The organism is Segatella bryantii, from assembly GCF_022024215.1.
Lineage (GTDB): Bacteria > Bacteroidota > Bacteroidia > Bacteroidales > Bacteroidaceae > Prevotella > Prevotella bryantii.
In genome coordinates this window covers 2,013,243-2,037,639 of record NZ_CP091798.1, presented here as the reverse complement: position 1 = coordinate 2,037,639, position 24,397 = coordinate 2,013,243, and the positions used below count along the sequence as shown (strand labels likewise).

Genomic DNA, 24,397 nt, shown 5'->3' with positions numbered 1-24,397 from the left:
TCAAATTCTAATGCTTTTATGATATTTTTGATGAATTAATCTTTCTATTTTCATCATGATGTACATGATGATGCTTACAAAGATTATGGACGCTCCAGAAGGAACATTTAACTGGTAACTGATGCCAAGTCCCATAAGGCAGTCTATCCATCCGATAATGATGCTGAGTAGAATCATCTTTTTATAAGAGTATGTATAAAGATTTGCTGTCATCTGTGGTATAGTCAGCAGACTTATAGCTAAAACGATACCCACCATTCGTAGTGTTGACACAATGGTCATCGCGATGAGAGCCATCATGAGATATTCGATGAAAGTTACAGGTAGGTGTTGTGAACGAGCAAAAGTACGATCGAATGCAATACTTTGTATAGGTCTTAAAAAGAAAGTAAAAAGTAAGGTTACCACAGCTGCCAATATACCTAGAAGTATGAGGTCGCAACTTTCTATCGTTAATATGTTGCCAAATAGAAACGATGAAAGATCAGGCATAAATCCTGGAGTAAGAAAGCAGCATATAATTCCGATACTCATGCCAAGTGTCCAAAAAAGAGCAATTGCAGAATCTTCTCGTACACCTCCTTTTCGGGAAATCCACTGAACACCAAAGGCGCTCATGATAGAGAAAAACATGGCACTCCAAATCGGACTGATTCCCAAAATGACACCAATGCCTATTCCACCAAAAGAGGCATGAGTGATACCACCACTAATGAATACCAATCTGCGGGTAACGATATAGGTACCAATGAATCCGCAGAGTATGCTGGCTAGTAGAGAACCGATTAGTGCATTCTGGAAAAATGTATATTCAAATATACTCATGTTTTTTGTCGTTTTTATCGTTTGTAGAGTTTGCATCTTCTATAAGTGCAATTAACTCATCTTTCAGAGGATTTGGAAAATTAATCTCTCGTAATATCAAACTTCTGTTCCACGCTTTTACCTCTTCTGGTCTCATGGTGTACATAATGTCTGAAAATAGCTCGACTTCTTCATTTGTATAGCTATCAGATGCTTTATGTTTGAACTGATCAAGTTCTTCGTCATCGAAATATTCTATTTCTTTGGTCGCAGCTTCCATGACGCATTCTTGTTCGCATTTAGGGTTAGAACCACTGCAGGTAGCGCAGTTGGCTGTTGAGGGAGCTATAATAATTTGACTTTCTCCTTTCCTGTTTGATATATAGCCGAACAAGGCTGCAATAATACCTAGAAAAGCTAGTGAACCGATTAATACCCACATTGTGTTAATTTTGTTTGATTATAAAATTTGCCTGTCGTAGATCATCCCAAAAGTGTGGGTATGATTTGCTGACTACTTGTGGATTATTCATCAACAGATTCTTATGAACAAAGCAAGTTGGTGCAAAAGCCATAGCCATACGATGGTCTTCATAAGTATCTATCGGTGCCATGGACGCTTCACATCTATCGCCATTCCAAATTAAAGTATCATCGTGCTCATCATGCAGTATAAAACCAAGTTTTCTTAGTTCTATTTTGAGAGCTTCTATACGATCGGTTTCTTTAATTTTCAGACTTGCTAATCCTGTAAAATGGAATTTTATACCCAATTCGCAGCAAGTTACAACTACGGTCTGTGCTAAATCTGGACATTTTGTAAAATCGTATGTAAACGACTCTAAATGGTATGGAGTTTTGGTTAGTGTAACTGTTGTTGTTGCATCAGTACCTGATTCTTCAAAAACAGTGCGTACTCCTAACTTAGCAAAGATATCCTGAATTACAGAATCGCCTTGGAGTGAATTCCTGAACAGCCCGGTAAGATGTATTTTAGCCTGGTCATCTTTGCAAAGAGCCATAATTTCGTACCAATATGAACTGCCACTCCAGTCATTTTCAACAAGATACGCTTTGTTAATATATGGTTTTGGTGATACTTTGATAATATTCTCGCTTTCCCATTGTGCTTCTGCTCCAAAATATGCCATAATTTTAAGTGTCATGTTTATATAAGGTCGAGACACAATTTCACCGGAAAGTTCAAGTTCTAATCCTTGTTTAAGAATTGGTCCAATCATTAATAGAGCTGAAATATATTGAGAACTTATATTTCCTGGAATTTGCAAATGTCCTCCGGTAAGTTGTTTCCCTGTGATGTGAAGTGGTGGAAATCCATCTTCTTTTATATACGAAATATTGGCGCCAAGTGACTTTAATGCATCAACAAGTATTTTGATAGGACGATGTTGCATTCTTTCGGTTCCTGTAATAGTATGTGAACCAAGAGTAGATGACAGAAAAGCTGTCATGAAACGCATGGCAGTTCCGGCTGCTTTGATATCGATAATGTCAGGGCTATTTTTTAAAGCAGCTATGATGACCTCCGTATCATCACAGTCTGAAAGATTTTTGGGGAGAATCCCGCCGTGTGATAGTGCGTATATGATGAGTGCACGATTGCTAATACTTTTACTGGCTGGCAATTCTATAGTTGCATCTATTTGTTGGGGTGCATTTATTGTGTATGATTTCATCGAAGTTCAATTATTTTGTTATCTTGCTACATGAATAGGCAGATCGAATATCTCGTTGTTGGTAGCTCTTGTTACTGATACTGCGTTAGAATTCTTTTTCGGGCCAGGAATTAGTGGGCTATAGTATAATACATTTCTAATTCGATCTCTTTGTTCCTGAGTAAAGAGATCGCTGTGGCTAAAAGAATAATCCATGAGATTGTGTGATTGGAACGTAGAGTCTTGGTTGGTTCTATTCACTAATTCATAAAAATTATCAATAGTCAACCCTTCAATATTCAAGTTTTGTTTGTTATATTCGTTCATTTCCAATACTCTTTCTGTCAGTTGGGCTGTGTATGTTACACGATTGTATGAAGGTGTGTCTTTACAATAATCTGTATCTTCTTCCTTGTCTACAAGTTTATCATCTCCATCATCTGCAAATACATGATGTAATCCTAGATAATGTCCTAATTCATGTGCAAGAGTTACACTTATGTCAACTGTACTAGAGTTGATGTTCCAATTTGGGTTACGCTTATTCTGTGTATACCTCCAAGAGTCAGAGGACTTTTGGGCATATTTACTATTGATGGATGAGCAATAGGCAAATTTTATATTGTCTTTTGTCACTTGGCCATCTTTAACAGATAATCCTTCCAGTTTGTGTTCTGTTGTTGTATATGGCAAATGAGAGATACCTAAAGTCGTGGTAGACTTGGTTGTATCTGTCTTGAAAGGGTAGACCATAATATTGATATAGTCGTTAGGTTCCCAGATTAGGGATTTATATTTACCCGTCGAATTTTTCATGAACTCTGACGGTGAAATAGAATCGCTATTCCAGTGAATATATTCTATACCTGAATTTTTTAGCAGTTCTCCTTGTTCATTATGGGTAGCCATGACAAAGTCAATGCCAAGGTCCACACTTTGCGAATTATATATATTACCTTTGTACAGATCGTTTACATTCTTCAGAATTGTAGTAAAGCGTTCTGGAGGTAAGCTGTCTTTTTCTGCTTCATTCGTATATAGAATATGAAATATTACAGGTAGCTGATATCGATAGCTGTCTGTAATATTATTAGCAGATATGGTATCCTGATCTTGATGACTTTGTCCATCTTTGTTTCCAGTTGTATTATCTGAATCTATGGTATATATACTATCATCAAGCTCTTCTGTAGTATTTTTTGAGCACGAAGAACAAATTATAAGCAGTGTAATGATGGAGAGAAAAAAATGATATTTCATACCTCTTTATTATTGTATAATGCAAAAATACAATTTTTTTTGGTTAAAGGAGCAAAGAAACTACTGAAAATTCATTAACTCAACATCTTGTAGTCATAAAGAAATTTAACAAAAAAATAACTTATACTTGCTTTTGTTCTTTTTTGATATGTGGATGTAATATTGATGCATAGAATACTGTTAAAATGATAATCGTCGAACAGTTGCTGACCAATTAATTAAAAATGCACTGGAATCAGATACTAAAGTACAAATATTCTTTTAAATCAGCATTTACATACTTTTTAATCATTTTTTACATTTTGTTGATTAAGCTTTCAGCCCAAAAATGCTAGATTTTGTTGGCCTGTGGAATGCGAATTTTGTATTTACTCGTAAAATTTCAGCTATTTACAGAAAGATTTTAGTAAGTTTTTGGTTGGAAAATATATTGTAGAAACTACGGGGAATTAATCAATGTTAATCTGAGAGGCCTAATTATTTTCATTTTGATACATTTGATGGTTTTGTAGTTATAAGTTTGAATAAAAATGAGAGTAAAATGTTATAGTTTTGTGTAAGGTATAAAAAGTTTACAAAAAGACAGCTTTAAACTGTAAGTAATTATTTCTACCTTTTAAAATGATTTGTCCGATATTTAGATAGAATTTTGTCTAAAATGATTTTGAGACACTATTTTTAGCTATATATGTAACTGTGAAATTTACAAATAGTAACTATTTACCCTTAAAAATAGATATTTTAAATTAAAAGTACATTTAAAAATAACAGCTTAGATATGGTTGAAAAAAATGTATAAAATAGTGTTAAAGAAATAACGAAATTTGAGAAATATACACTATATTTGCAATAGAAATAAAAACAATATCTGATTAAGAACCTAAAAACTATATGATTATGAAACGTGTATTATTACTTTCAGTTTTGGCAATGCTCACTATAGCAAGTTTTGCTCGTAAGCATGTTGAAAATGCAACAGTAGTTGCAGATACAATATATTATGCAGAGAATATGATTAATGTTGCTCACGCAGATCAAGCTAGTTATTATAGATTGCTGATGACAACAGGTAAAGGTCTTAAAAAGCAGGATGTATTCCAGGATTTCTATATGAATGGTAATCTTCGTGCAGAAGGTGGATATAGCTTTATAGATTTAGCTAATGACAAGAATACCGTATTCAATGGTGAAGTTACCACATATTATAAGAATGGTAAAGAGAAATGGCACGGTATGTATGTAAATGGTCAGCGTCATGGATACTTTACATTACAGCTTCGTGATGGTGGTGTTGCTGTTGTACGATTTGTTAATGGAAAGTCTGCTTATGATTATTTCACTATCACTAGAAGTGATGGTACTGTCGAGAAACATTCAATGGACGAGATAAAATCTCTCTTATAAATACGATAAATTTTGTTCATAACCACTAGAGATTCAATAATAAAGGTGTGCCATTAGGCACACCTTTTCCTGTTTTATAAGTGTAGTTGATTTAAAGTTCAATTGTAAGTTCTACGGGACAGTGATCGCTGCCCATGATATCTGTGTGTATTTTAGCATCTAAAACTTTTTCTTTAATCCTATCAGAAACAAGGAAATAGTCAATGCGCCATCCAGCATTTTTCTCTCTAGCACGAAATCTGTACGACCACCATGAGTATGTTATTTGCTCTGGATATTTGAATCTGAAGGTATCTGTGAAGCCATTTGAAAGGAGTTGTGTCATCTTTTCTCTTTCTTCATCAGTGAATCCTGCACTCTTGTGATTGGTTTTAGGATTCTTGATATCGATTTCTTGATGGGCCACATTCATATCACCACAGACGATTATTGGTTTCCTCTTATCAAGTTTATGAAGATAAGTTTGAAAGTCCTTTTCCCAAATCATTCTGTAGTTGAGGCGTTTTAACTCATTTTGTGAGTTTGGTGTGTAAACCGTTACTAGAAAGAAGTTATCATATTCTAAAGTGATAACTCTGCCTTCATGATTATGATCGTCTATGTCAATGCCATAAGTTACGTTTAGCGGTTTCGTCTTTGCGTAAATTGCAGTTCCGGAATATCCTTTTTTATCTGCATAATTCCAAAAAGATTCATAGCCGTCAAACTGCAAATCTAATTGCCCTTCTTGCATCTTTGTTTCTTGGATACAGAAAAAATCGGCATCAAAGGATTTAAAAGTTTCTTTAAATCCTTTAGTTACACAGGCTCTTAATCCGTTAACATTCCACGATATTAATTTCATACTATTGGCTTGGATTCTTAGATTCTCTTAGACTCTCCACGAAGAAGATTCATAAATTCTTCTCGGGTTTTTGCTTGTTCAAAAGCACCACTGAATGCACTTGTTGTAGTAATAGAATTTTGTTTTTCAACGCCTCGCATCTGCATGCACATATGTTTGGCTTCTATTACAACCATAACACCTTGTGGGTGAAGGGTATTCTGGATACAGTCTTTAATTTGTTGGGTTAGGCGTTCTTGAACTTGTAGACGATGACTGAAGATATCAACGACTCTTGCTACTTTGCTTAATCCTGTGATGTATTTGTTAGGAATGTAAGCTACGTGTACCTTGCCATAGAATGGGAGGATATGGTGCTCACACATTGAGAAGAAATCAATATCTTTTACGATAACCATCTGATTATACTTTTCTTCTTCAAAGAGTGCATCTGTTAGAACTTTATGAGGATCTTGCGTATATCCTCTAGTTAGTATCTGCATTGCTTTAGCAACACGCATCGGAGTTTTTGCTAATCCTTCTCTATCTGGATTTTCACCTAAAAGCTTTAATACTTCTTTATAGTGATTTGCGAGTTCGTCTAATCCCTCGCGAAATTCTGTTTCTGGATTCATTGTTATTGTTTACTTTATTTATTGATTCGAATCTTTAGTATTGAACTGTGATTTTACCTTTTACGATACTTGCTGAGCTGTAGCCTAATTTTTTGATAGCTTTAAGCATTCGATTTGCTTCCGCAAAACTTTTGTAATTGCCAACTCGGCAAATCCATCTTGGAGAGTAAAAGTGCACGTATACCGGTTGATCCGGAAAATTCATTTTGATATTACTTCCTATTTGTTCGGCTTTTTGCCTGTCATTTCTTGTATTTCCTCCAGCGAAAGCCTGTACACGGTATCCCGTTATTTTATGGCTTCTAGCCATAATTTTCTTTCTCATATCAACAGTCGGGATAGAAAAATCATCATCTAGCGAGTCGGCTTTCTTGTTGTTATTCTGATGATTCTCTTTGTTGATAATGGTTTGGGGCGTTTCTTTATTCTCTTTTATAGGGTTGACCGATTCCTGGGATTGATGTTCCTTAGTAGAATGTTGTGGTTCTACAATCTGTTTCTTTTTTTCTGTGTTTGATATCTTATCAGACACAGTCTTTGAACTTGTTTGCAGTAGTGTTTTTTGATTGTTGTTGCCATTCACTAAGTCGTTTATCTCTTTGCTTTGAGTAACCGTAACTGTTCCTTGACCTTGGGTCTTCTTTTGAAGATGGTCCATGAATGTCTGAGCTGAAATAGAAACAGCTGATGTCATGGCTATAAACAATATGATTACGAATTTTTTCATACTTTGTGAATGTTTTATGAGCAAATAAATGACCTTCAGGCTAACCAGTAGAGATAGCCTGAAGGTATATGGTATTATTTCCAAGCGTCGATGATACCCTTGAAGTCAGCGCATTTCAAAGAAGCACCACCAATCAAACCACCATCGATATCTGGTTTAGCGAACAACTCTGGTGCATTGCTAGCTTTGCATGAGCCACCATAGAGTATAGAAGTGTTCTCTGCAGCTTCCTTGCCATAAACCTCAGCTACGCAGCTGCGGATGTATGCGTGAATCTCTTCTGCTTGCTCTGCAGTAGCGGTTTTACCTGTACCGATAGCCCAAATTGGTTCGTAAGCGATTACGATGTTCTTCCACTGTTCTGCTGTGAGGTGGAAAACGCTACCTGCGAGTTCAGCCTTGCAAACTGCTTCCTGCTCGTTTGCCTCACGTTGTGCAAGACTCTCACCGATGCAGAAGATAACCTTCAAGCCATTAGCCAAAGCGAGGTCTACTTTCTCCTTCAAAATTTCTGGAGTTTCGTTGTAGTATTCACGGCGCTCTGAGTGCCCAAGGATAACGTATTCTGCACCGGTACTTTTTACCATAGCAGCACTAACCTCACCTGTGAATGCACCCTTTTCTTTGTTAGCACAGTTTTCAGCACTTACAGCAACAACGCTATCTTTCAACAACTCGCTTACAGAAGCAAGGTGAATGAATGGAGTTCCGATGATTACCTCACAGTTTGGCTTTTCTGCAGCCAAAGCTTCTTTAAGTTCAGTAGCAAGAGCTACACCTTCCTGCAGGTTCATGTTCATTTTCCAGTTACCTGCTACGATTTTCTTTCTCATTTTTTTTGTTTTAAAAGTTGATATATCTTGTTAGAATTCTCTTTCTGTTTTATCCATTTTGACCAAGCCCATAGCCTGTCTGCTAATGTCAAAAGAAATAATGGTAAAATAAACCATATTATAATCGTTAGTATCTTTGTAGGAATGTTATCTTTTTTTAGTTTTCCAATATCAGAATGTGACAGAGGCTTGCTGAGTTGCTCCTTATCTGGTAAATCGTTGTGACTCCATTTTTTTATGATCGTTCCATTTTTTATCAGCATGAGTCCAGGATTACTTCTAATCATTGTTTTTAGTGTAGTTTCATCTGCTGTGTAGAAAGGATATTCTGCACCTGTAATATTTCTCCATTTTTCAATGGCCAAACTATCACTAGCAGTAAGTCCGATAAATGCAATGTTGTGATCTTGAGCATATTCATAGATTAACTCGATATCTCCAAAATTAGAATCACTAGCTTGTTCTACATGTGGTGAGATGAGTATAAAAGTATATCCTTTGTTATGAAGTATTTGCGTAGAGATATCTTCTCCTGTTTTATGATCTTGTATAAAAAAATCATGAATAGGGGGAATATATCCTTCTTCTGTTTGTGTGGTCTTACTATCAACAAAAGTCCACGTAGAGTCTGGGTAATGATCTAGGGTAAACTCTTTTTGGATTCCATTCTTTTCCATAATGAATATAGTCTCAAATTGTGGCTGCTTAGCACCTGCAGGTATTTGCATGCCTTCTATTATATTAGCGCCAACATGATAAGGCCTAAAATCAATTATTGGTAATTTGTATAGACAATAAGAACTTGATATGAAGATGAAAAGAATGGTGTAGTTGATGACAATCCATTGATTTGATTTGGAAATGAATCTGATCATCTGCCTTGGCCATTTATAAACAATGATGGCACAGACTAATAATATGATATTTTTTAGTAGTGTTTGTCCGTTGGTGAGTTTGATAGCATCTCCAAAGCAACCACAATCTTTTATTGGATTAGCCCATACCAACCATATGGTTAATAATGTCATGATGACCATAAATGCCAAACAGACGCGTGAAATAAGTTTGCGGCGAATGGCAAAGAGAAGAAATACACCGATGCAAAACTCAAGGTTAGATATAGCAACCGAAGCTAGCAAAGTAATCCAATCGGGAATAGTACCCTGTAAATTGATGGCAGCCAAATAGTCGTCAATCTTATATTGGGTTCCTATAGGATCAATAGCTTTTACGTATCCTGAGAAAATAAAGGTAATGGCTATGATTATTCTACATAGAAAAACAATAGAGGTCAGAACTCTATCCTTTGCAGATGGGCTTGACTTTATTTTATTGTTTGTATTTTCTATAGCCATTTATCTATTTTATTATATTTTACTTTAGTTTTATTGCGCCAAAAACAGCATAGTTGATAATGTCCATGTAGTTAGCGTCAATACCTTCTGAGACAAGAGTTGCTCCTTGTATATTTTCAATCTCTTTAACTCGTTCGATTTTGGTTAAAATAAAGTCGGTGTAGCTTGTTGTGCGCATAGAGCGCCAAGCTTCGTTATAATCATGATTTTTTTTCAGCATTAGTTCCAACGCTTCTTGAGCATGTTTGTCATAAAGAGCTATAGCCTGCTTTGGTGTCATGTCAATTTGGTCGGCAAATCCATTTTCGAGTTGAATGAGTCCAACGATTCCATAGTTGATAAGGGCTATAAATTCTGGGCGAATGCCTTCGCCTACAAGCGATTCTCGCTGAATTTCTAGTGATCTTATACGCTTGGCCTTAATGAAAAGTTGGTCGGTCAGTGAAGATGGTCTGAGAATTCTCCAAGAAGCACCGTAGTCATGTAATTTCTTTTCGAAAAGAGTGCGGCATTCTTGCATGATTTCTCTAAATTGTTGTTCTGTATTTGATATTTCAGACATAATCTTTTTATATAATTTGCTGCAAAGATACATATAATAAATGAGAAATGAAAATGAAAAATGAAAAATGAAAATTTCCATTTTTCATTTATAATCATTAACTTTGCAAATTCAAATAAAAAATATGAGAAATCTTTCAAATGCCGATTTGGCAAAAATACTCGATAAAGACATTTTCCACAAGATATCATATGCTGCAGATAGCTTGCAACTTGAGTGTTATGTTGTTGGAGGTTATGTACGTGATTTGTTTCTAGAGCGCCCTTCCAATGATATAGATGTGGTAGTTGTTGGTAGTGGTATAGCTGTAGCGGAGAAGCTACGTCAAGAATTAGGTAAAAAAGCGCATATTTCAGTTTTTAAAAATTTCGGTACAGCCCAAGTGAAGTACAAGGGTATGGAAGTGGAATTTGTTGGAGCTAGAAAAGAAAGCTATAGTCATGATTCTCGTAAACCTATTGTTGAAAATGGAACTTTAGATGATGATCAGAATCGTCGCGACTTTACAATTAATGCTTTAGCTGTATGTTTGAACAAAGAACGTTTTGGCGAGTTGGTAGATCCTTTTGATGGGCTTCTTGATATGGAGGATGGTATTATCGCTACACCATTAGATCCTGATGTCACTTTTTCTGATGATCCGCTTCGAATGATGCGTTGTATTCGTTTTGCAACTCAATTAAATTTTCAAATAGAAGATGTTACTTATGAAGCTCTATCTAGAAATGCAGATCGATTGAAAATTATAAGTGCAGAACGTATCGCAGATGAGTTGAACAAAATTATGCTTTCTCCACATCCTAGTGTGGGGCTTTATTATTTGCATGAAACAGGTCTTCTTAAATTGATTATTCCTGAGCTGGATATCATGGATGTCGTAGAAATACGTAATGGAAGAGGGCATAAAAATAATTTTGACCATACACTTGAAGTGTTGGAAAATGTTTGTAAAGCTCAACTCGCTAAAAATGAAGTAGAACCGAAAATTGTATCTATTAATACGAAACTTTGGTTGAGATGGGCTGCTTTGTTCCATGATATAGGAAAACCAAAAAGTAAGCGTTGGGATAATGTCGCAGGATGGACATTTCATAATCATAACTTTTTGGGTGCGAAGATGATACCTTCAATTTTCCGTCGTATGAAATTGCCTATGGGAGCAGAAATGAAATACGTTCAGAAAATGGTCGAGCTACATATGCGTCCGATTGTTATTGCTGATGAAGAAGTTACTGATAGTGCAGTACGGCGTCTTCTCAATGATGCTGGCGATGATATTGATGATCTCATGATGTTGTGTGAAGCTGATATAACAAGTAAAAATGCAATTAGAAAGCAGCATTTTTTAGATAATTTCCGTGTTGTGAGAGAAAAATTAGCAGAGTTGAAGGAGAAAGATTATAAGCGACTTTTGCAGCCGGTAATTGATGGTAATGAAATCATGGAAATGTTCCATTTAGTACCATCTCGTGAGGTTGGTACTCTTAAACAGACCTTAAAAGATGCTGTTCTTGACAATAAAGTAGCTAATGAAAGAGAACCTCTTCTACTGTTACTTCGGGATAAAGCAAAACAGATGGGATTACTCTAATTCCATCTGTTACACGAATAGTTTGGTTGATTTTTTTAAAATATTCTCGTCAAACAATTTGATTTTTGGTAGCAATAAAGTGCTTTTAACGTTATCCATACGTTAAAATATGTGTTCTTTTTTTCTTTTTTGTGTTAAAGGATGTGTATTTCGTTTTTAACATATTGATAATTATAGTAACTTTGCTGTGAAAAAACTAATAGAGACATCTTAGTTTTCTATTTAGGATAAAATTTTTATTTTAGTAGTTAATATTAAAACTATAAATAGGTATGAAAATTAAAAGTTATTTATTCCTTGCAGCTGTTGTTGCTGTATTGTCATCTTGTGGTGGGCAAAGTCAGCAGTTGCCGGCAGATAATTCGTTTGCGGTACGCACTGCAGGCGTATCTAATGCTGATTTACAGACGACATATCCTGCTACAATCAAAGGTATTCAGGATGTTGAAGTTCGTCCAAAAGTATCTGGTTTCATAACTAAAGTTTATGTTCATGAGGGACAACGTGTTTCTGCGGGCCAAATATTATTTGAAATAGACAATGAAACATATCAGGCATCTGTACGTCAAGCGCAAGCTGCTGTAAATACCGCACGCTCACAGATGAATACTGCTAAGTTGACCTATGAAAACAATAAAAAATTGTTCGAAAAGAATGTAATTGGTCAGTATGAGCTTTCTACAGCTCAGAATTCTTACATGACAGCAAAGGCTAGTGTTGCTCAGGCTGAGGCATCTTTGGCTTCTGCTAAGGAAATGTTGGATTTCTGTTATGTTAAGAGCCCTGCATCTGGTGTTGTAGGTAGTTTACCTTATAAGGTCGGTGCTTTGGTTAGTTCTTCAAGTCAAGAAGCATTAACAACAATATCTGACGTAAGTACAGTTGAGGTTTTCTTCTCTATGTCAGAAAGTGAGATACTCAATCTTACAAAGACGGCTGGAAATGTACAAGGTGCAATATCTTCTTTTCCATCAGTAAAACTTCAGTTGGCTGACGGTACCGTGTATAATCAGCCAGGTAAAGTTGTTAAGATGAGCGGTGTTATTGATGCTACTACAGGTTCTATTTCTTTGATAGCTCATTTTGCTAATCCAAATCGTTTATTGAAGAGTGGTGGTGCTGGTAAGATTATTATTCCTAATATCAAGGGCAGTCAAAATCAGATTATCATTCCTCAAGAAGCTACAGTAGAAGTTCAGGATAAATTCTTTGTCTATGTGGTAACTAAGGATAGCAAAGTGAAATATACAGAGATTACTGTAAATCCTCAGAATGATGGTAAGAATTATATTGTTACCAGTGGCTTGCATGTGGGTGATCGTTTCGTAAGCAAGGGTATTACGAAATTGAATGATGGTATGGCTATTAAGCCTATTACGGAAGCTCAGTATCAGAAACAACTTGATGAGGCTGCAGAGTTAGCCAAAAAACAAGGAACTGCTAAGGGCTTTATTGAAGCTATGACAAAATAATTAAGGTATTAGAACAAAATTATGACATTTACAAACTTCATAAAACGACCGGTACTATCGACGGTGATTTCTATCTTCTTCGTCTTATTGGGTACCATCGGATTGATATCTCTGCCTATAGAGCAATATCCTGATATCGCTCCTCCAACCATTGTTGTTCAGACTACCTATACAGGTGCGGATGCTAAAACCGTAATGAACTCTGTTATTACTCCTTTGGAAGAGAGTATTAATGGTGTGGAGCACATGACTTATATGACGTCTACAGCTACCAATGCTGGTTCTGCAATGATTACTGTTTACTTTGAACAGGGTTCAGATCCAAATATGGCTGCTGTCAATGTTCAAAACCGTGTATCTCAGGCACAGGCCTTACTGCCTTCCGAAGTTACTCAGGTAGGTGTTACCGTCTCTAAACGTCAGAGTTCTAACGTTATTATGTATTCTTTGACAACAGAAGACGGTCGCTATGATGGTAAGTTTCTTACCAACTACAATAATATTAATATTGTACCACTGATTAAACGTATCTCTGGTGTAGGTGATGTGCAGACTCCTTCTACACAGAATTATTCAATGCGTATTTGGCTGAAGCCTGATAAAATGAAGGAATATGGTCTGATACCTTCAGATATTACTGCAGCTTTAGCTGAACAGAATATTGAAGCTGCTCCTGGTTCTTTTGGTGAACAGAGTGATATGGCTTACGAGTACACTCTTCGTTACAAGGGCCGTTTATCAACAGTACCAGAGTATGAGAATATAATCTTGAATAGTAAGACTACAGGTGAGACTCTTTATTTGAAAGATGTAGCAAAAATAGAACTTGGTGGTCTTCAATATAATGTATTCTTGAAGAATAATGGACAGCCAGCTGTGCTTGGTATGGTTCAGCAGATTGCTGGTTCCAATGCTACACAGATTGCTAATGATGTAAAAGCAGCTTTGGCAGATGCTCAGAAAGCTATGCCTCCTGGCATGGAAGTTACTTTTGAACAGGATGTTACTGAATTCTTGTTTGCTTCTATCGAAGAGGTTGTTATGACCTTGTTCATTACTTTGGGCTTGGTATTCTTGGTAGTATATATTTTCTTGCAGGATTTCCGTAGTACTTTGATTCCAATGATTGCCGTTCCTGTGGCATTGATGGGTACATTCTTGTTCTTGTGGATATTTGGTTTCTCTATCAACTTATTGGTGTTGTCTGCTATGTTGCTTGCTATTGCCATTGTTGTGGATGATGCTATCGTTGTTGTTGAGGCTGTTCATGCTAAACTTGATCAGGGATATCAGAGTGCGTTGACTGCATCTATCGATGCAATGAATGAAATTAGCGGTGCTATTATCTCTATTACATTGGTAATGTCTGCTGTGTTTGTCCCTGTATCATTTATTAGTGGTACTAGTGGTACATTCTATCGTGAGTTTGGTGTTACCATGGCTATTTCTATCGTAATCTCTGCAATCAATGCATTGACTTTGTCTCCTGCACTTTGTGCGATATTGCTGAAGCCGCATGCCAATGATAAAGAGCATGGTAAAACAAGTTTTTTGGATCGTTTCCATGCTGGTTTCAACCGTTCTTTTGAGAATCTGACAAATAAGTATAAGAAGGGTGTTGAACGTGTTATTAATCATAGTTTAATAACTGTTGTTTCTGTTGTTGTCGGTATTGTGGCTTTGGTCGTTTTGATGAGAACTACTCGTACAGGTCTTGTTCCTGATGAAGATACAGGTACATTGTTCGTGATGGTTTCTGCAGCTCCAGGAACTAGTCAGGAGCGTACGCAGGAAATTGCCGACCAGATTGATAAGATGTTTGCTAATAACCCTGCTATTCAACGTCGTGAACAGATTGTAGGTTATAACTTTATTGCAGGACAGGGATCCGATCAGGCAACCTTTATTTTGAAATTGAAACCTTTTGAAGAACGTTCTAACGGTTTCTTTGATAAGATTAAGGCTATAGTTTCAGGTGACCCTATGCGTGCTGTAGTTAACCCATTGGAAAATACTAGTGTATTGGGTATGATCTACAAGCAGGCTGCTATGATTAAAGATGCACAGATCTTGGCATTTGGTCCACCTATGATTCCTGGTTTCTCTGTTAGTAATGGTATTACGATGACTTTGCAGGATAAGACTGGTGGTGATTTGAATAAATTCTTTAATATCACTAAATCTTATTTAGCAGAATTGAATAAGCGTCCAGAGATAAAGACTGCTATGACAACTTACAACGCCAACTATCCACAGTATATGGTTGATGTAGATGTTGCAAAATGTAAGCAGGCTGGAACTTCTCCTTCTGCAGTGCTCTCTACTATGCAAGGTTATTATGGTGGTCTTTATGCATCTAACTTTAATGCCTATGGTAAACTCTTCCGTGTAATGATTCAGGGTGATGTTGAGTCACGTATGCGACCAGATGGCTTGAGTAATATTTATGTAAGAACTGCTAGTGGTATGTCGCCAGTAAGCGAGTTTGCTACTTTGCGTCGTGTTTATGGTCCTTCTAATATTTCACGATTTAACTTGTTTACTTCTATCAACTTGAATATTACACCACAAGATGGTTATTCTACAGGTCAGGCTCTTCAGGCTTGTGAGGAGGTGGCTGCAGATAATCTTCCTATTGGTTATGGCTATGAATATTCAGGCTTAACCCGTTCAGAGGCTGAAAGTTCTAATACTACAGGCTTGATTTTTGCTCTCTGTTTGCTCTTTGTATATTTGATCTTGAGTGCTCAGTATGAGAGTTATATTTTGCCATTGTCAGTTATTCTCTCTATTCCATTTGGTTTGGCTGGTGCGTTTGCGTTTACTCAGATTTTCCAGCATACGAACGATATTTACATGCAGATATCTTTGATTATGTTGATCGGTTTGTTGGCAAAGAATGCAATTTTGATTGTACAGTTTGCTTTGGAACGTCGTAGAACCGGTATGGCTATCAAGTATTCTGCAATTCTTGGTGCTGCAGCTCGTCTCCGTCCAATTTTGATGACCTCATTGGCTATGATCGTTGGTTTGTTGCCTTTGATGTTCGCTTCTGGTGTAGGTAAGTATGGTAACCAGACTTTGGGAGCTGCTGCTGTTGGTGGTATGTTGATTGGTACCGCAGTCCAACTATTTGTAGTACCTTCATTGTTTGCTATCTTCCAGTGGTTGCAGGAAAAACTTACTCCATTGAAGTTTGATGATGAGGAAAATCCTGACGCTGCAGCTGAGTTGGCTCAGTATGCGCATTGTAAGAAGCTCGAAACTTACGTTAATCAATTTGATCAAGATGAAAATAAATAATATAGTAGTTATAGGTCTTGCTGCGCTCACTCTGAGTAGCTGCAAGACTCTGTATGGCAAATATGAACGTCCTGATGTTAACACGAAAGGATTAGTACGCGATACAGCATCTATTGCTGATACGTTAGCCGTTGCTGATACGACAAGTTTTGCCAATTTGCCTTGGCGTAGTGTGTTTACTGATCCTCATTTGCAAGAATTGATAGAGAAGGGACTCAAAAATAATCCAGATCTCTTAAATGCTGCATTAAATGTAGATATGGCTCAAGCTCAACTAAAAGCAGCTAAGTTGTCTTTTTTGCCTTCTTTTACTTTTACTCCTAATGGAACATTGGCAGGAGTGCAGGATGTGTCAGGTATAACCAAAACTTATACTTTGCCTATTAATGCTAGCTGGAATGTTGATTTGTGGGGCAAACTTTTGTCTTCTAAGCGAGCTGCACAGGTAGCGCTTCTGCAGAGTAAAGATTATCAAGTATCTGTACAAACTAATTTGATTGCCAACATTGCTAATATGTATTATACACTCCTGATGTTGGATAAGCAAGTTGAGATTGTAAACGATATGGAAAAGTTGACAAAGGATACTTGGGAAATATATAAATTACAGAAGGATGCCATATTAGGAATTCGTTCTACAGCTGTTCAAAGTGCTGAGGCTAACTATTATTCTGTTTTGACACAGAAAGAGGATTTATTGCGCCAGATTCGTACTACCGAGAATTCATTATCGTTAGTATTGGGAGAGTCTGGACATGCTATAGCTCGAGGTGATATAGATCAGCAGAATCTGCCAACCTCATTCTCTACTGGAGTGGGTATTCAATTGTTGAATAACCGTGCGGATGTTCATGCTGCAGAAATGAATTTGGCATCTTGCTTCTATGCGATAGAGACAGCTCGTGCCAGTTTCTATCCTGCATTAACGATTTCTGCCACAGGTGCTTTTTCCAATAGCTTGGGTAATGCTATTGTTAATCCGGGTAAGCTGCTTTGGAATGCTATAGCATCTTTAGCTCAACCGATTTTCCAGAATGGTAAGCTTACAGCCGCACTTCGTGTATCTGAAGCTCAGTATAAACAGGCTTATAATACGTGGCAAAATTCTGTTTTGAGTGCAGGCAATGAAGTTAGCAATGCTCTTGTTCTTTATAATACTTCTGCCAAAAAGAGTAAGCTTGAAGAGAAGCAGATTGCTGCTTTGAAGAAAAATGTAGAGGATACTAGAGAATTGATGGCAAGTGCTGGTAGTAATTATCTTCAGGTTATTACAGCTGAGTCTTCACTCCTTAATGCACAGTTATCAAAGATTAGTGATGACTTCAGTAAAATGCAAGCTATTGTTAACTTATATTATGCTCTTGGTGGTGGTGCCAAGTAATAATCCTTAAAGAAATAACTATGGCAAATGAAATAAGTGAGAAGGCTTATGTTTCTCCAAAAGCCAAAATTGGGAATAATTGTAAGATATTTCCATTCGCCTATATTGAGGACGATGTAGAAATAGGAGATAATTGTATTATTTTCCCATTTGTGAGTATCTTGAATGGTACAAAAATGGGTAGCGGTAATAAAATTCATCAGGGAGCAGTTCTTGGTGCTCTTCCTCAAGATTTTGATTTTTGTGGTGAGAAAACGGAGTTGGTAGTTGGTAATAATAATATTATTCGTGAAAATGTTGTTATTAATCGTGCTACCCATGCTGGTGGTCAGACTGTAATTGGTGATGATAACTTCTTAATGGAGGGAGTCCATATTTCTCATGATACTAAAATTGGTAACAAGTGCGTTTTGGGCTATGGTACCAAGATTGCTGGATCTTGTGAAATTCACGATGGTGTTATCTTTTCTTCTTCTGTTATCGAAAATGCTAATACTCGTGTTGGTAAATTAGCAATGATTCAAGCTGGTACAACTTTCTCTAAAGATGTTCCTCCTTATGTTGTTGTTGGTGGAAAACCGGTTACTTATGGTGGACCTAATACTACGATGATGACCGTAGCAGATGTATCACCAAAGGTTCAGAAACATATTGCTAATGCTTACCGTCTAGTTTTTCATGGACAGAACAGTGTATTCGATTCTGTTCTTCAGATCGAATCACAGATACCTGATAGCTCTGAAATTCGATATATTGTAGAATTTATTAAAGGCACAAAAGCTGGTATTGTCTCTAAAAAGTAAGACAAACCATAGCAATTTACTCTATATAACAATAAAAAGGATTTATCATTATGATAAATCCTTTTTATTGTTATATAGAGTGATACATATTTAATAGGAAGCAGTGCAAGTTATACCAAGTTTTTCTACCATTAGTTTTATATGGTCTAACTCTTCATGTGTGGCTTTAATAAGGTCTTTATCAGGAGTTTCTCGGTCTATGGTATATACCATTACTTCTTTTGGTTTAATCTCTTGTATTGCTTTCAGCCAAGGCTTGGTATATTTTTCCCCGGTATTATCCATATTCTTGTTGCCACTTTTGCCTTTTAGAAACATGGTCTGTATGATGACATGTCCATTGAAAGCTTTTAGATTTTCAATAATCGTATTGACATCGTATGGTTTTCCTGTTGGTCTATCTAATGCATTGATGTATTCAGGATCGATAGTGTCCAACTTTAATATATTATTATCAACTTGTAGAAGTGCCTGGTGTACTTTAGGATTGTTAATAAAAGTACTGTTGCTTAAAACGCTAACTTTGGCTTGAGGACAATAGTCATTTCTTAGTTTGATGGTGTCATTTATGATTTCTGCAAATTGTGGATGTCCAGTTGGCTCTCCGTTCCCCGCGAAAGTTAATACGTCAGGATGAACCCCTGTTGTATGCATTTCTTTTAGTTTTTGTTCCAAAGCATCAGCTACCTGCTCACGGGTAGGGCGTTTGTGATGTGGAATATGATCTTTGTTGAATCCGCATTCACAATAAATACAGTCGAAAGTGCAGACTTTTCCATCGTCCGGCATGAGGTTAATGCCTAATGAAATGCCTAATCTGCGGCTATGAATAGGACCAAATATAGGAGATGGATATAATACCGTGCTCATTATATACAGAATTTAAAATCTAATAATATCGTTTAGTCAGCAAAGGTACAAATTTCTACTAAAAGATAGAGTTGCTTTTTTTATTTTCGCGTTAATACAAGTTAAAGCCTCGTTTAATCATTTATTTTTTTGTTACTTTGCAACAAATTTGGTGTGCTGTACCAATATCAGAATAAATCTGTTTTGGTCCGGTATTTATTTAGAACAAATATTTGGTATAAATATCTCTTAATAATGGGAAATAAACGTAAGAAAGCCGGCAGTCGATCAAGATTGCAGGTGGCTACTTTGTGTATTAGTACAGCAATGGTACTTGTTTTGTTAGGAATGGTTGTTTTTTCAGTCTTAACAGCGAAGAACCTCTCAAATTATGTTCGTGAGAATCTTGTTGTAACAATCATGCTTGATCAAGATATGACTTCCTCTGAAGCTCAGCAGATTTGTAATAAGCTGAAAAGTCGTCCTTATATTAATCATTTGACTTATATAAGTAAAGAAACGGCTTTGAAAGAGGGAACCCAAGAGTTAGGAGTAAATCCTTCTGAATTTGCAGGTGTAAATCCTTTTCTTTCTTCCATAGACATTACCTTATTGGCCGATTATGCTAATAGTGATTCTTTGAAATGGATATCTCGTGAACTTCAGGCTTATCCTAAAGTAAATGAAGTGGATTTTCAGAAAGATTTGGTAGATCAGGTTAACCATAATATTGTAAAAATTAGTATTGTCCTTTTAGTGTTAGCTGTATTGCTGACCTTTGTTTCTTTCTCATTAATCAGTAATACTGTAAAGTTGAGTATTTATGAGCGTCGTTTTGCTATCCATATAATGAAACTGGTTGGTGCATCATGGAGCTTCATTCGTAAACCTTTTATCAAAAGGGCGATTTTAATTGGTATTTTGGCTGCTTTAATCGCCTGTGTCGTGCTTGGAGGGTGTGTATATCTTCTTTATCGTTTTGAGCCGGATGTGTTACTTGTGGTTACTTGGAAGGAAATGGCTATCACTGGAGCATCTGTCTTTTTGTTTGGTATAATTATCACAGCCTTTTGTTCAACAATTTCTGTTAATAAGTTCTTGAAAATGAAAGCTAGTGCTCTTTATAAAATTTAATTTAAAAAATTATATACTATGGATAAGAAAAATTTGGCATTCGACAAAGTCAATTTCATATTATTGGCAGTTGGTATGTTAATCGTTATTTTGGGTTTTATTCTGATGAGTGGTGCTGGTTCTACAGAAACATCATTCAATACTGATATTTTTAGTACTACTCGCGTGAAAGTTGCACCTGTAGTTTGTTTCTTTGGCTTTATATCTATGGTATATGCCATTGTTCGTAAACCAAAAGATACAAGCAATAAGGAGGCATAATGGATTTAATTCAAACGATAATTATCTCTATAGTTGAGGGATTGACAGAGTTTTTACCTGTATCTTCAACAGGTCATATGATTATTACTCAGAATCTGCTAGGTGTACAATCTGGTGATCCGTTTGTTCATGCTTTTACTTTTATTATACAGTTTGGTGCCATCCTTTCTGTAGTTTGCCTTTATTGGAAACATTTCTTTCAAATGAGAAATAAGCATGAATTTAATGAGAAAATGAAATTTTATGGCTTGCTGATTATTGGTGTGCTACCTGCGGTCATAGTTGGTTTGGTTGCTAAAAAAAGTGGATTACTCGATTGGTTGCTCGATTCTGTACATGTAGTAGCAATAACCTTGGTGTTAGGAGGTATTTTCATGCTTTTCTGTGACCGTATATTTGATAAGGGTAAGGATGATAACGAAATAACGACAAAACGTGCCTTTTTTATTGGATGTTTTCAGTGCTTATCTGTTATTCCGGGTATGAGTCGAAGTATGTCAACAATAGTTGGTGGTATGCAGCAGAAACTCACTCGTAAAAATGCCGCTGAATTCTCTTTCTTTCTTGCTGTTCCTACGATGGCTGGAGCTACTTTACTAGATTTGATAGAGATGTTCGGTGAAGATACCCAATGGGCTACTTCTGAAAATATTATGTTATTGATCGTAGGGTGTGTCGTGGCTTTCTTTGTAGCTCTCTTTGCTATGAAGTGGTTTGTTTCATTCCTAGCTAAATATGGTTTCAAATGGTTTGGGTGGTACCGAATTTTGGTAGGTTCCATCATTTTGCTTCTTTTGGCAACAGGTCATTCACTTGTAATGGTAGACTAAATGAATTTTTTTCAAGGAGAAATTTTAGCAATAGACAAGCCTTATCGCATCTCAAGTTTTGGCGCTTTGGCGCATGTTCGTTATCTGTTGTCTCGTAAGTTAGGTCGTAAAATAAAAATAGGACATGCAGGAACTTTAGACCCATTAGCAACAGGTATACTTATTCTTTGTACGGGTAAAGCAACTAAGAAAATTGAGAGTTTGCAATATCATACCAAAGAATATGTAGCAGGCTTGCAATTGGGAGCAACAACGGCGAGTTACGATAAGGAACATACAGTAAATTATACTTACCCAACACACCATATCACTCGAGAATTGGTGTTGCAAACTATTCAGCAATTTATAGGGGATATTCAGCAGGTTCCTCCCACCTATAGTGCAGTCAAAGTTGGTGGAGAACGTTCTTATGCATTGCGAAGAGCAGGCGAAGAAGTAAAGTTGCAGCCAAAAACGGTTCATATTGAGGAAATTGAATTATTGGACTTTGATCCCACAACGATGCAGATGACTATTCGGGTAGTATGTGGAAAAGGTACTTATATTCGTTCTTTGGCGAGAGATCTTGGAAGGGCTTTAGGAAGTGGAGCCTTCCTTACATCTTTGAGAAGAACTCGAGTAGGAAAAGTTACTATTCAGGATTGTGTGAATTATGACCATTTTGCAGAGTGGCTTGATACAATCGAAATAGATTTTGAAAATAATTAAGAACTAAAAATCCAGAAAGGAAATTTATATATTATGAAACTATCACAATTTAAATTCAAATTACCTCAGGATCAAATTGCTTTGTATCCTCATCAAGTAGAGAAGACTATAAAAACATCTTCTGGCGAGAAAACGTTTACAGTTACTCGTCGTGATGAGTGTAAGTTAATGGTACTTCATAAGAAATCAGAGACAATTGATATTTTTAAGAAAGATAGCAACGGTAATGATATTCAAGGTGAGTATCTTGATTTTCGCAATGTTCTTGACTATTTTGATGATGGTGATACTTTTGTGCTAAATGATACGAAGGTCTTTCCTGCACGTTTGTATGGAACTAAGGAGAAAACGGATGCTAAAATAGAGGTATTCCTTCTCCGTGAATTGAATGAGGAAATGCGTCTTTGGGATGTTCTCGTAGAGCCAGCACGAAAAATTCGTATCGGTAACAAACTTTTCTTTGACGACTCAGGGTCTATGGTGGCTGAGGTTATTGACAATACCACAAGCCGTGGTCGTACGTTACGTTTCTTATATGATAGCCCACATGAGGAATTTAAGCAGAATTTGTATGCTTTAGGTGAAGCTCCACTTCCTCGTTATGTTATTGATAGTCGTGAGGATCATCATGCTACAGTTGATGATTTGGACGATTTTCAGTGTGTTTTTGCCAAGAATGAGGGTGCTGTTACAGCTCCAGCAACAGGTCTGCATTTCAGCCGTGAGTTGATGAAGCGTATGGAAATCAAAGGCATTAATACTGCGTTTATTACTTTGCATTGTGGGCTTGGAAACTTTCATGATATTGAAGTTGAGGATTTAACCAAGCATAAGATGGATTCTGAGCAGATGATTATTGGTCGTGAAGCTTGTGATTTGGTTAATGATACTAAGAAAGCTGGACATCGCGTTTGTGCTGTTGGTACAAGTGTTGTAAAAGCTACAGAAACTGCTGTTGGTACAGATGGTTTCTTAAAGGAGTACGATGGCTGGACTAATAAGTTTATTTTCCCACCTTATGATTTTGGTCTAGCTGACTCTATGCTTGCTAATTTTTATCATCCAGAGTCAACCTTGCTCATGGAGACTGCAGCCTTTGGTGGTTATGATTTGGTCATGGAGGCTTATCATAAAGCGCTTGAAAATGGTTATAAGTTTGGCTGTTATGGTGATGCTATGCTTATTTTGAACGATTAATATGCATACCGTCTATCTTAGCCTTGGTGCAAATATCGGTAACAGAAAGCGCACGATACGTGAAGCAATTGAAAAAATAGAGGAGATGGTTGGTGTCGTTGTACGCCAATCAACTCTTTATGAAACAAAGCCATGGGGCTTTGAGTCTCCTAATGATTTTATTAATGCTTGTATTTGTGTTGAAACTGGATTGTTACCTCATCAATTGTTGCTGACTACTCAGAATATAGAGAAAGAATTGGGTAGAATAGGAAAGTCAGTAAATCAAGAATATCATGATCGTGTTATAGATATTGATATTCTGCTTTATGATGATTTAAGTATAGATGAACCAGATTTAAAGATTCCTCATCCTTTAATGAATGAACGGGATTTTGTAATGAAACCCTTACAAGAAATACTGAAATAAAAAAAGGTTTGGATTATTTTGTAATCCAAACCTTTTATTTTTCTTGACTTCGCAAAAATTACTTACGGAGACCGAGAGCCTTAATGATAGCACGATAACGCTCGATATCGTTTTTCTTCAAGTAGTTAAGGAGAGCACGACGCTTACCTACCAACTTTGTCAAAGCACGAGTAGTAACGAAGTCCTTGTGGTGCTCCTTAACGTGCTCTGTCAAGTGCTTGATACGGAAAGTAAACAATGCAATCTGGCTTTCTGCTGAACCTGTGTTCTTGCTGTCTTTACCGAACTCTGCGAAGATTTCTTCCTTTTTTGTCTTGTCTAAATACATGATTTGTTTGATTAATATAAAATGGTGCAATTACATCCTTCGTACGCCATAT

At 36.5% G+C, this 24,397-nt stretch carries 22 protein-coding genes and 1 pseudogene; 12 read left to right on the top strand and 11 right to left on the bottom strand.

Annotated elements, in window-relative coordinates; genetic code table 11:
- Genes L6471_RS12585 through L6471_RS12570 form a run of 4 tightly spaced genes read right to left on the bottom strand, consistent with a single transcriptional unit; the run spans position 1 to position 3,740 of the window.
- Entirely contained in the window at positions 1-825 is an 825-nt protein-coding gene (locus L6471_RS12585) for a metal ABC transporter permease (RefSeq protein WP_006282125.1), read from the bottom strand.
- Entirely contained in the window at positions 812-1,246 is a 435-nt protein-coding gene (locus L6471_RS12580) for a hypothetical protein (protein WP_036858046.1), read from the bottom strand. Before L6471_RS12580 ends, L6471_RS12585 begins: the two co-directional genes overlap by 14 nt.
- Before the next feature lie 4 nt (positions 1,247-1,250).
- On the bottom strand, positions 1,251-2,501 hold the full coding sequence (locus L6471_RS12575) for a 3-phosphoshikimate 1-carboxyvinyltransferase (protein ID WP_237797429.1): 1,251 nt from the start codon (positions 2,499-2,501) through the stop codon (positions 1,251-1,253).
- Between the two features lie 18 nt (positions 2,502-2,519).
- The gene (locus L6471_RS12570; protein ID WP_027453322.1) at positions 2,520-3,740 is read right to left on the bottom strand and encodes a zinc-dependent metalloproteinase lipoprotein; all 1,221 of its coding nucleotides are present in this window, start codon (positions 3,738-3,740) and stop codon (positions 2,520-2,522) included.
- Between the two features lie 897 nt (positions 3,741-4,637).
- Between L6471_RS12570 and L6471_RS12565 the strand changes: the two genes are divergently transcribed.
- Positions 4,638-5,144 (top strand): toxin-antitoxin system YwqK family antitoxin, encoded by a 507-nt coding sequence (locus L6471_RS12565; protein ID WP_027453321.1) that lies wholly within the window; start codon positions 4,638-4,640, stop codon positions 5,142-5,144.
- A gap of 91 nt (positions 5,145-5,235) precedes the next feature.
- Here the strand turns inward: L6471_RS12565 and L6471_RS12560 are convergent, their stop codons facing one another.
- The 5 genes and pseudogenes from L6471_RS12560 to L6471_RS12540 all read right to left on the bottom strand — a co-directional run bounded on the left by L6471_RS12560 (position 5,236) and on the right by L6471_RS12540 (position 10,079).
- Positions 5,236-5,988, bottom strand: a complete 753-nt coding sequence (locus L6471_RS12560) for an exodeoxyribonuclease III (protein WP_006282120.1) — start codon at positions 5,986-5,988, stop codon at positions 5,236-5,238.
- Positions 5,989-6,005: 17 nt separating this feature from the next.
- On the bottom strand, positions 6,006-6,602 hold the full coding sequence (gene folE, locus L6471_RS12555; protein WP_006282119.1) for a GTP cyclohydrolase I FolE: 597 nt from the start codon (positions 6,600-6,602) through the stop codon (positions 6,006-6,008).
- Between the two features lie 34 nt (positions 6,603-6,636).
- Positions 6,637-7,329, bottom strand: coding sequence for an SPOR domain-containing protein (locus tag L6471_RS12550; protein WP_027453320.1), 693 nt, complete (start codon positions 7,327-7,329; stop codon positions 6,637-6,639).
- Positions 7,330-7,403: 74 nt separating this feature from the next.
- A pseudogene (locus L6471_RS12545) lies at positions 7,404-9,517 on the bottom strand (BT_3928 family protein).
- Positions 9,518-9,536: 19 nt separating this feature from the next.
- Positions 9,537-10,079, bottom strand: coding sequence for a DUF1599 domain-containing protein (locus L6471_RS12540; RefSeq protein ID WP_173651754.1), 543 nt, complete (start codon positions 10,077-10,079; stop codon positions 9,537-9,539).
- 124 nt (positions 10,080-10,203) lie between these two features.
- On the opposite strand from L6471_RS12540, the gene L6471_RS12535 reads away from it, so the two are divergent.
- The 5 genes from L6471_RS12535 to lpxA all read left to right on the top strand — a co-directional run bounded on the left by L6471_RS12535 (position 10,204) and on the right by lpxA (position 18,629).
- A complete protein-coding gene (locus L6471_RS12535) occupies positions 10,204-11,670 on the top strand; it encodes a CCA tRNA nucleotidyltransferase (protein WP_006282114.1) in 1,467 nt (488 codons plus the stop codon).
- 272 nt (positions 11,671-11,942) lie between these two features.
- Entirely contained in the window at positions 11,943-13,142 is a 1,200-nt protein-coding gene (locus L6471_RS12530) for an efflux RND transporter periplasmic adaptor subunit (protein WP_006282113.1), read from the top strand.
- Positions 13,143-13,163: 21 nt separating this feature from the next.
- A complete protein-coding gene (locus tag L6471_RS12525; protein WP_237797428.1) occupies positions 13,164-16,445 on the top strand; it encodes an efflux RND transporter permease subunit in 3,282 nt (1,093 codons plus the stop codon).
- A complete protein-coding gene (locus L6471_RS12520) occupies positions 16,432-17,826 on the top strand; it encodes an efflux transporter outer membrane subunit (RefSeq protein WP_006282111.1) in 1,395 nt (464 codons plus the stop codon). The genes L6471_RS12525 and L6471_RS12520 overlap by 14 nt, the downstream gene beginning before the upstream one ends.
- Before the next feature lie 20 nt (positions 17,827-17,846).
- On the top strand, positions 17,847-18,629 hold the full coding sequence (gene lpxA / locus L6471_RS12515; RefSeq protein ID WP_237797427.1) for an acyl-ACP--UDP-N-acetylglucosamine O-acyltransferase: 783 nt from the start codon (positions 17,847-17,849) through the stop codon (positions 18,627-18,629).
- Positions 18,630-18,719: 90 nt separating this feature from the next.
- On the opposite strand, the gene L6471_RS12510 is transcribed toward lpxA, so the two are convergent.
- The gene (locus L6471_RS12510; RefSeq protein WP_006282108.1) at positions 18,720-19,499 is read right to left on the bottom strand and encodes a radical SAM protein; all 780 of its coding nucleotides are present in this window, start codon (positions 19,497-19,499) and stop codon (positions 18,720-18,722) included.
- 234 nt (positions 19,500-19,733) lie between these two features.
- Between L6471_RS12510 and L6471_RS12505 the strand changes: the two genes are divergently transcribed.
- From L6471_RS12505 to folK, 6 genes are read left to right on the top strand one after another with little or no spacing between them, the layout of a single operon-like run.
- Positions 19,734-20,612: a cell division protein FtsX gene (locus L6471_RS12505; protein WP_006282107.1), complete on the top strand. Its 879-nt coding sequence runs from the start codon at positions 19,734-19,736 to the stop codon at positions 20,610-20,612.
- Positions 20,613-20,630: 18 nt separating this feature from the next.
- Complete coding sequence (locus tag L6471_RS12500; protein WP_074614604.1) at positions 20,631-20,873, top strand: DUF3098 domain-containing protein; 243 nt, start codon at positions 20,631-20,633, stop codon at positions 20,871-20,873.
- Positions 20,873-21,703, top strand: a complete 831-nt coding sequence (locus tag L6471_RS12495; protein ID WP_006282105.1) for an undecaprenyl-diphosphate phosphatase — start codon at positions 20,873-20,875, stop codon at positions 21,701-21,703. Before L6471_RS12500 ends, L6471_RS12495 begins: the two co-directional genes overlap by 1 nt.
- On the top strand, positions 21,704-22,411 hold the full coding sequence (gene truB / locus L6471_RS12490) for a tRNA pseudouridine(55) synthase TruB (RefSeq protein ID WP_006282104.1): 708 nt from the start codon (positions 21,704-21,706) through the stop codon (positions 22,409-22,411).
- Positions 22,412-22,444: 33 nt separating this feature from the next.
- On the top strand, positions 22,445-23,608 hold the full coding sequence (gene queA / locus L6471_RS12485; RefSeq protein ID WP_006282103.1) for a tRNA preQ1(34) S-adenosylmethionine ribosyltransferase-isomerase QueA: 1,164 nt from the start codon (positions 22,445-22,447) through the stop codon (positions 23,606-23,608).
- Position 23,609: 1 nt separating this feature from the next.
- Positions 23,610-24,017 carry a 2-amino-4-hydroxy-6-hydroxymethyldihydropteridine diphosphokinase gene (gene folK, locus L6471_RS12480; protein ID WP_006282102.1) on the top strand — a complete coding sequence of 136 codons (408 nt, stop codon included), beginning with the start codon at positions 23,610-23,612 and terminating at the stop codon, positions 24,015-24,017.
- A gap of 58 nt (positions 24,018-24,075) precedes the next feature.
- Here folK and rpsO read toward each other — a convergent pair whose 3' ends face one another.
- The gene (gene rpsO, locus L6471_RS12475; RefSeq protein WP_006282101.1) at positions 24,076-24,345 is read right to left on the bottom strand and encodes a 30S ribosomal protein S15; all 270 of its coding nucleotides are present in this window, start codon (positions 24,343-24,345) and stop codon (positions 24,076-24,078) included.
- Positions 24,346-24,397 lie beyond the last annotated feature (52 nt).

Excerpts from the sequence above, each read along its gene's own strand:
- L6471_RS12585 (WP_006282125.1), bottom strand. The coding sequence starts at position 825 with ATGAGTATATTTGAATATACATTTTTCCAGAATGCACTAATCGGTTCT.
- L6471_RS12580 (WP_036858046.1), bottom strand. The coding sequence starts at position 1,246 with ATGTGGGTATTAATCGGTTCACTAGCTTTTCTAGGTATTATTGCAGCC.
- L6471_RS12575 (WP_237797429.1), bottom strand. The coding sequence starts at position 2,501 with ATGAAATCATACACAATAAATGCACCCCAACAAATAGATGCAACTATA.
- L6471_RS12570 (WP_027453322.1), bottom strand. The coding sequence starts at position 3,740 with ATGAAATATCATTTTTTTCTCTCCATCATTACACTGCTTATAATTTGT.
- L6471_RS12565 (WP_027453321.1), top strand. The coding sequence starts at position 4,638 with ATGAAACGTGTATTATTACTTTCAGTTTTGGCAATGCTCACTATAGCA.
- L6471_RS12560 (WP_006282120.1), bottom strand. The coding sequence starts at position 5,988 with ATGAAATTAATATCGTGGAATGTTAACGGATTAAGAGCCTGTGTAACT.
- folE (WP_006282119.1), bottom strand. The coding sequence starts at position 6,602 with ATGAATCCAGAAACAGAATTTCGCGAGGGATTAGACGAACTCGCAAAT.
- L6471_RS12550 (WP_027453320.1), bottom strand. The coding sequence starts at position 7,329 with ATGAAAAAATTCGTAATCATATTGTTTATAGCCATGACATCAGCTGTT.
- L6471_RS12540 (WP_173651754.1), bottom strand. The coding sequence starts at position 10,079 with ATGTCTGAAATATCAAATACAGAACAACAATTTAGAGAAATCATGCAA.
- L6471_RS12535 (WP_006282114.1), top strand. The coding sequence starts at position 10,204 with ATGAGAAATCTTTCAAATGCCGATTTGGCAAAAATACTCGATAAAGAC.
- L6471_RS12530 (WP_006282113.1), top strand. The coding sequence starts at position 11,943 with ATGAAAATTAAAAGTTATTTATTCCTTGCAGCTGTTGTTGCTGTATTG.
- L6471_RS12525 (WP_237797428.1), top strand. The coding sequence starts at position 13,164 with ATGACATTTACAAACTTCATAAAACGACCGGTACTATCGACGGTGATT.
- L6471_RS12520 (WP_006282111.1), top strand. The coding sequence starts at position 16,432 with ATGAAAATAAATAATATAGTAGTTATAGGTCTTGCTGCGCTCACTCTG.
- lpxA (WP_237797427.1), top strand. The coding sequence starts at position 17,847 with ATGGCAAATGAAATAAGTGAGAAGGCTTATGTTTCTCCAAAAGCCAAA.
- L6471_RS12510 (WP_006282108.1), bottom strand. The coding sequence starts at position 19,499 with ATGAGCACGGTATTATATCCATCTCCTATATTTGGTCCTATTCATAGC.
- L6471_RS12505 (WP_006282107.1), top strand. The coding sequence starts at position 19,734 with ATGGGAAATAAACGTAAGAAAGCCGGCAGTCGATCAAGATTGCAGGTG.
- L6471_RS12500 (WP_074614604.1), top strand. The coding sequence starts at position 20,631 with ATGGATAAGAAAAATTTGGCATTCGACAAAGTCAATTTCATATTATTG.
- L6471_RS12495 (WP_006282105.1), top strand. The coding sequence starts at position 20,873 with ATGGATTTAATTCAAACGATAATTATCTCTATAGTTGAGGGATTGACA.
- truB (WP_006282104.1), top strand. The coding sequence starts at position 21,704 with ATGAATTTTTTTCAAGGAGAAATTTTAGCAATAGACAAGCCTTATCGC.
- queA (WP_006282103.1), top strand. The coding sequence starts at position 22,445 with ATGAAACTATCACAATTTAAATTCAAATTACCTCAGGATCAAATTGCT.
- folK (WP_006282102.1), top strand. The coding sequence starts at position 23,610 with ATGCATACCGTCTATCTTAGCCTTGGTGCAAATATCGGTAACAGAAAG.
- rpsO (WP_006282101.1), bottom strand. The coding sequence starts at position 24,345 with ATGTATTTAGACAAGACAAAAAAGGAAGAAATCTTCGCAGAGTTCGGT.